6 protein-coding genes are annotated in these 6,836 nt (G+C 41.3%); 3 read left to right on the top strand and 3 right to left on the bottom strand.

The genetic code is table 11. The annotated features are described in order from the left end of the window. Positions 1-1,216, top strand: a 1,216-nt coding sequence (locus VL121_RS08850) for an RHS repeat-associated core domain-containing protein (protein ID WP_325404315.1), incomplete at its 5' end; no start/stop codon positions are given. Continuing rightward, complete coding sequence (locus tag VL121_RS08845) at positions 1,209-1,664, top strand: hypothetical protein (protein WP_325404312.1); 456 nt, start codon at positions 1,209-1,211, stop codon at positions 1,662-1,664. The genes VL121_RS08850 and VL121_RS08845, both read left to right, overlap by 8 nt. 157 nt (positions 1,665-1,821) lie before the next feature. On the opposite strand, the gene VL121_RS08840 is transcribed toward VL121_RS08845, so the two are convergent. The 3 genes from VL121_RS08840 to VL121_RS08830 all read right to left on the bottom strand — a co-directional run bounded on the left by VL121_RS08840 (position 1,822) and on the right by VL121_RS08830 (position 5,347). Further along, entirely contained in the window at positions 1,822-2,160 is a 339-nt protein-coding gene (locus VL121_RS08840; protein ID WP_325404310.1) for a helix-turn-helix domain-containing protein, read from the bottom strand. A gap of 375 nt (positions 2,161-2,535) precedes the next feature. Continuing rightward, complete coding sequence (locus tag VL121_RS08835; RefSeq protein WP_325404308.1) at positions 2,536-3,609, bottom strand: LacI family DNA-binding transcriptional regulator; 1,074 nt, start codon at positions 3,607-3,609, stop codon at positions 2,536-2,538. A 148-nt stretch (positions 3,610-3,757) separates the two neighbouring features. Then, complete coding sequence (locus tag VL121_RS08830; protein WP_325404306.1) at positions 3,758-5,347, bottom strand: alpha-L-fucosidase; 1,590 nt, start codon at positions 5,345-5,347, stop codon at positions 3,758-3,760. 333 nt (positions 5,348-5,680) lie between these two features. On the opposite strand from VL121_RS08830, the gene dgoD reads away from it, so the two are divergent. After that, positions 5,681-6,835: a galactonate dehydratase gene (gene dgoD, locus VL121_RS08825; protein ID WP_325404304.1), complete on the top strand. Its 1,155-nt coding sequence runs from the start codon at positions 5,681-5,683 to the stop codon at positions 6,833-6,835. Position 6,836 lies beyond the last annotated feature (1 nt).

The following is a 6,836-nucleotide window of genomic DNA, read 5'->3' as shown; positions in this document are numbered from 1 at the left end:
GCTGGCCACCTACGAGGTGAACAATGCCGCCAACGCTTCATCTGGCACTTTGAACCTTTCGGAGCATCACTTCTATGGCAGCAGCCGCCTGGGCATAGTGAGGCGCAGCCAGAATATGGATGAAGACAAGCTAACGGCAGTGGAGGAAGATAATTTGGGAGACACCTATTTGCTTAACTTTACCAGAGGTAATAAGCTCTTTGAGGTAACGAACCACTTAGGCAATGTGGTGATGGTGCTGGCGGATCTGCGCACGGGTATAGCCAACACAGGCAATCCTTCGCTGGTAAGCGCTTACAATTCGGTAATGGTATACGCATCCGACTACACGCCTTTCGGTCGCCCCATGGCTGGTCGTGTATACAATAACCCCTGGAACTACCGTTACGGATTTAATGGCAAGGAGAATGACAATGAAGTACAGGCTGCAGGCAACCTGTTAGACTATGGCAACCGGATGTATGACCCGATGGTGGGAAGATTCTGGAGTGTTGACCCGCTGACAGACCGAGGACACAACATACCTATATCACCTTATGCAGCAATGGGAAATAACCCCATACTTAATATTGACCCTGACGGGCAAGATTTTATTAAATCAATAAGAAGTAGTTACACTTTAGGAGCACCAAGAGTTCTACACGATTTAGGAAACACTACTTACAGTCAGAAGAATTGGTATGGCGTTAGTTTCAACAAAAAGACAAATGAATTTGATATCAAACTTAATTATGCCGTAGCTTATTCAAAGTTTTTTAAAGTTCCGTATGATAATCAGGGTACAAAAACAACTTTAGATGGAGAGAACCCGGGATTATTTAAACAAGTCAAAGCCCATGAATATGGACATGTTGACCAATTGTTTGAACAAGCCAGCGAAGCCAAGTTATCAGTAACTTTTGAATTTGGCGGCTTAAAGAAAACATACAAGGGACACGCAGATGATATTTTAACAAACATCTATAAGGATTATAAAAAAGCGGGTAAGGTAGAAGGGGTAGAAGATTTTCAAAAGAGCATATTGCCATGGGCTGAAAGTGCGGTTATAGGAGAATTTAGTAAGGTATTGGGAAAAGCTTATCCTAATGCAGAAGCTGATGCAAATAAAAGGGCGGAGCAAACAAACGGCAAACCAAAGTATGGAGTTGTTGATAATCAAAATAATTCCAATGTAAAATTCAAGGGTAAAACTTTAAAAGCCACTCAAAATGAATAAGCGTAAACAAAGTTCTAAGGGTACTTTGCTTACCCTTGTTTTTATAACAATCATGCTGAATTGTTATTCACAAAAAAAGCCATTAAAAAATAATGATTTTAGAGATATAGATAAACTAACATCATTGTATGCGGATAGCCTGAGCTATCTGTTTAAGGATAGTATAGTGCCCAATTTTTTATTTGAAAATAATTTTGATTTTAAGCCTTTATATTGGGCGGGAATGCATAAACCAATTTCACTACGATATTTGGTTTTAAAAAAGGTAAAAGACGTAGACGTTTTGGAATATCTTATTGGGATGCAAGAACCACGCTTAAAACTCTTGCCTGAAACGGATAGTCCCATACCCTTTAAAAAATATTCCTTTTATGATTTAATTCTTTACAGAATTAATGAAATAAGGACAACAGAAAATTATAAACTCTTTAAGAAGCAGGTAAAATGACAAAAGTCCCGGATGGTGAAACGCAGTAAATAACCCGTATGCTTATGGGAAGAAGCAACCGGTAATAACAAAGAGGAAACCTGTGAGGAAAGGCAAGGTCGACAAGTGATCAATCAATAATAAAAAATTGTAAAGCCGCTGAGAGATCAGCGGTTTTTTATTGTGCATAAGCCTGTCTTGTTTTAGCATCCCGCAGGTAAGCATCAACAATAGCAAAGAGGTGGCTTTTGTCATCTTCTTTGAGGCTTTCAATATCCTGCATCCGCTTAACGGTTTTTTTATCCAGTTTGCTGTGCACTCCTTCGCCCGAAAGAAAATCGAGGCTAACGCCAAAAGCGTCAGCAATACGTTTAGCAAACTCAATAGACGGCACAGCTTCCCCTCTTTCATATTTTCCGATGATCTCCCGGCTCACCCCGCTTTCTGTGGCCAGTTCCGTTTGCGACCAGCCTTTTTCTTTGCGCAGATCAGCGATAATCTTGGCTATGTTCTTCATTTTGCTACGTTTTTATGCATGATATGACAGCTTTTGCACAAAAATAGTGTATTACTGTGCATAATAAAATAGGATAGTACTTGTTGGTAAGGGCAGGATATTATACTTTTATGTCCGATAGTGCCAAAAAAGGTTTTTTTTGCCCGCGTTGGTATTCCAGCGTTCCGCCGTTGTCATGGCTACGACAGATAAATTGTGTATGCAGGGCGCATACTGCGGGTGGCGTACCAACAACTATAGCAAAACAATAGTTGTTTTATTTTTTCTCCAATCGTTTTTCGAGTCTCTCAATCATCTCACCTTTCTCCTTCAGCATACGTTCGTAAGTGAGGCTGACACAGAACATTTGGTACGGAATATACCATCTCATAATGTTTACTTGCCGGTTCTTGGTCCTTTCCCTTTGTTTTTTCTGCAGGATGATTCCCGAACAATAATAGAACTTTCAATAACCAGCTTCAATGAAGGGGAAACTTTGCCGTCTGTGTGCTGTTGATTCAAAACATGATTGAAATATACATTAGCTGTTTCCCTTCCCATTTTTTTACTTTGCTGGCTAACCGAAGAAAGTGTTGGCGATGTAACTTCGGTGAAAGCCTCGTTAGAAAAACCAATGATCCCAATATCTTCAGGTACTTTTTTGTTATACAGTCTTGCTGCTTTTAAAACGCCCAGGGCAGCATAATCGGAAACGGTAAAGAATGCATCAGGAGCGGTTTTAAGTTTTAATAATTCTATGGCAGCCGCTTCGGCAGGTTCTTTTTTTAAGATATTATCAACAATAAAATTATAAGGAATTATCAAACCCGATGTTCTGATGGCGTCCAGGTAGCCTTGTTTCCTTTCTTTGTAAAGCGGAAGATAATCCGGTCCTCCAAAGAAGGCAATTCTTTTATAGCCCTGGCTGATTAAATGCTGAACGGCTTTGAAAGATGCTTCCTGGTTATCATTCACAAGAATATGACTGCCGAAAGCATGATCCACGCGGTCAAACTGCACCAGTTGAATATTGTGGTTAATGATCTCTTTCAGATGATCAGTAGTTTTTGTTTCCTGCGAAAGGGAAATCAACACACAATCCACGTTTTGCTGAATAAGTGTTTCAACTGCCTGCACCTCCCTCTCGAAAGATTCGTCTGACTGGCAAATAATAAGCCGGTGGTCGTTTTCGAAACAGGTTTGCTCAATACCGGCTATAATATCAGCAAAAAAAGCCACATTAATTTTAGGAACAATAACGCCAATTGTTCTGGATGTTCCCCGCCTGAGGTTTGCTGCGCTGGAATTATGCTTGTAATTAAGTTCCTGCGCTTTAGCCCTTACCAGGATTTTCATGTTCTCACTTATCGTAGGAAGATCGTTCAGTGCCTTGGAAACAGAAGATGGCGCAATACCCACAGCATCTGCAATATCACGGATTGTAGCTCTTTTTTTCTTTTCTTTGGGCATTTTATCACTAATGAATTTTAGTTTAATCACTTTGTTTTTATTCACAAATAACAGCTCCGGCTGCAATGTCTTATACCAATTCTTCTAAATTAAAAGTCCTCCGGTTAATGTGTAAAATTATATTAAGTGCAGCCGTTCTCATTGTTTTTTAAGCCATCTCAATTCTTAAACCATAAGTAAGGTTTGCAGCTCCCCGAAATTTATCCCTCCATTCAGGCGAAATAGCAATAATTAATCCCTTTGCACTATCGTATTTCCACTTCAAGGCTTCACTGAAGCCAAGAAAGCGGATTGTAGCACCCTTAGGTGGCCGCACTGTCTTAAGCACCAACTGTTCTCCGGGCCATTCATAGGAAAAAGCGTATACAGCACGGTTATCTTTAGAACGGGTAAAGCGAATATGATCGCCTTCTTTCCATTGATCTGCTCCCCTTGCCCTGGTGGCATAAATGCCTTCACCATTTAGCTTTAACCATTTACCGGTTTCTTTTAGTTGTGCTATAGCAGCAGGATGAAACTGTCCATTACCATCAGGGCCGATACCTGCCATAAAATTTCCGCCTTTTGCAACAGCATCTACGAGATTTTTTACTACCCATGATGCCCCTTTATATTTTTGCTCATCCGCTTCATAAGAAAAAGATCCTCCAAGCGAATGAATAACAAACCAGGGCGTATCAGAATTTTCTTTGCTTCCCGGAACAAATCCTTCAGGCGTATAATAATCGCCGTAATTTCCAATTCCCCTTGCCCTGAACATGGTTTGGGGAGAGATTTTCCGGAGGTGAAGCATAGTATCTCTCAATACAGGCCAAACTTCAGGTCCAAGCCATTGGTCAAGACAGACCATATCTATATGACCATATTTAGTAAGCAATTCTTCGAGTTGCAGCCGGTGCCTGGCCATCATACGGGTTACTTCTTCCTTTGAGGGATTGGGTTTTATTACCAGCCCTGCTTTGGCAAAATACTTTTTGGGATCTTCAATTTCCGGGGTTTTGTTTTTGCCTACAACTGCAATGGTAGCTGAATCAGGTACCTGCAACGGGTGATAATTGTAAGGGCGAAAGTCACTATCGTACCAGTCGGGGTGCGAAAAGTACAGATCTACTTTCATGCCTTTGCGTTGAGCTGCGGTAGTCAGTTCTTTGACAATATCTCTTTTAAAAGGTGTTTCCATTATACTATATGCAAGATCGCAATCTTCTATTGCCGGTCCACCCGGAGCAAGCCAGTTCACCCTTTTCTTTACCCTGGCATTGGTATCAAACATGGAAAACCCGTCATGATGCTTAGAAGTAAATGCAAACATTTTTGCACCACTCTCTGCAAAAAAATTAACCCATTCATCAGCATCAAATCCGCCGGGATACCATGATTTATATAGCTCCTGGTAAGTCTGTTTTTCTTCAGGCAATAGCTGAAGATAAGGCCAGGATTCACCGCGAAGCCGTAATAGAGAATATATCCCCCAGTGCAGACGGATACCAAACTTGATATCCTGGAAATCTTCGTAAGCACTGTCGGGCGCCCAGTTATATGCACTGACGGGCGTTTCCTCTACATAGCCGCATGTACGTTGATAATGATGATCACTTAAAGGCAGCCGGTGGGAATACTTTTTTGAATACTTTGCCTGAAGATCCCTACCGGCCGGCATCAGGGCTTGCAAATTTCCGGCAAGCAGCAACCCGGATGTAAGCCCGTAACCATTAACGATAAATTTACGTCTATCCATAACTGTTATTATTAATGCGGAATAAAAATGATATCTTTTTAAATAAGCCTGTGTAAGATTGCAAGAAATTCATTTTCCACCGGCTTTTACTACTGAATATTAACATGTATGTGGGCAAATTTATCCTCATCCCTTCAATAATTACAGTAAGCTATCAAATCTGCAATGGTAACATAACAGAATTACATGGTAATAATTAGCATTTGATCTGCATAGATTCTCAATTCATTTGCATTGATTTCTGCAAATCCTTATCTTGTTGCAAATGTAGTTTGCGGCAAACGCAAATGAAATACAGGAAATTCAAAACATCTATCCCGGAATAAGCATAAGATGAACACAAAAATCGAAAAAGTTGAGTTATTTAAAGTACCGCCACGCTGGTTGTTTTTAAAAATAACCACCCGGTCGGGGATTGTTGGATGGGGGGAACCCTTAGTAGAAGGAAAAGCTGATACCGTATGCGCTGCTGTAAAAGAAATGACATCATTTCTAATTGGCAGAGACGCGCATAGCATTGAAGACATATGGCAAACACTTTACAGGGGCGGATTTTACAGAGGCGGGCCTATACTTATGAGCGCCATTTCAGGTATTGACCAGGCGCTTTGGGACATAAAAGGCAAAGTACTCGGCGTACCCGTTTATGAATTATTGGGAGGAGCGGTAAGAGACAGGATGAAAATATATGGATGGATTGGTGGCGACAGACCCGATGAACTTGTAAAAGGAGCTGCAGCCCGGATGGAACAGGGATTCCAGGCAGTTAAAATGAATGCTTGTGCCGAAATGGAATGGATAGATAACCCCGGTAAGATCAGTAACGCCGTAAAAGCTATTGAATCTGTAAGAAATGCTATAGGATATGACAAAGGGCTGGGAATAGATTTTCACGGTCGTGTGCATAAAGGACTTGCAAAGCAATTCATGCGGGAACTGGATTATCTCAAACCCATGTTCATTGAAGAGCCCGTTTTATCAGAAAACATAGAAGCATTTTCTGTACTTGCAAACTATACCTCTGCACCCATTGCAACCGGAGAACGGTTGTTTAGCCGCTGGGACTTCAAACGACTTTTTGAGCAGGGGGTTGTTGATATTATACAACCCGATCTCAGTCATGCCGGTGGTATTTCAGAAGTAAAAAAAATTGCTGCTATGGCCGAAGCATATGATGTTGCTTTGGCACCCCACTGTCCTTTGGGCCCCATTTCCCTGGCAGCGGCACTCCAGGTAGATTTCAACTGCATCAATGCCATTATCCAGGAATCAAGTATAGGCATTCACTATAATGAAGGAGCCGATCTGCTGGATTACCTGGTTAACCCGGAAGTGTTTTCTATAAAAGAAGGCTATATTGAAAGACCTGTTTTGCCGGGATTGGGAATTGAAGTGGATGAGAATAAAGTAAGAAATATGGCATTGAAGGGGCATGACTGGAAAAACCCGGTATGGCGTAATGCTGATGGCAGTGTTACAGAGTGGTAGA

It is taken from the genome of Agriterribacter sp., from assembly GCF_035497235.1.
In the GTDB taxonomy this organism is placed as follows: Bacteria; Bacteroidota; Bacteroidia; order Chitinophagales; family Chitinophagaceae; genus Agriterribacter.
This window is presented reverse-complemented; position numbering and strand designations above follow the sequence as displayed.

Coding starts and splice junctions, on each gene's coding strand:
- VL121_RS08840 (WP_325404310.1), bottom strand. CDS start 2,160: ATGAAGAACATAGCCAAGATTATCGCTGATCTGCGCAAAGAAAAAGGC.
- dgoD (WP_325404304.1), top strand. CDS start 5,681: ATGAACACAAAAATCGAAAAAGTTGAGTTATTTAAAGTACCGCCACGC.
- VL121_RS08835 (WP_325404308.1), bottom strand. CDS start 3,609: ATGCCCAAAGAAAAGAAAAAAAGAGCTACAATCCGTGATATTGCAGAT.
- VL121_RS08845 (WP_325404312.1), top strand. CDS start 1,209: ATGAATAAGCGTAAACAAAGTTCTAAGGGTACTTTGCTTACCCTTGTT.
- VL121_RS08830 (WP_325404306.1), bottom strand. CDS start 5,347: ATGGATAGACGTAAATTTATCGTTAATGGTTACGGGCTTACATCCGGG.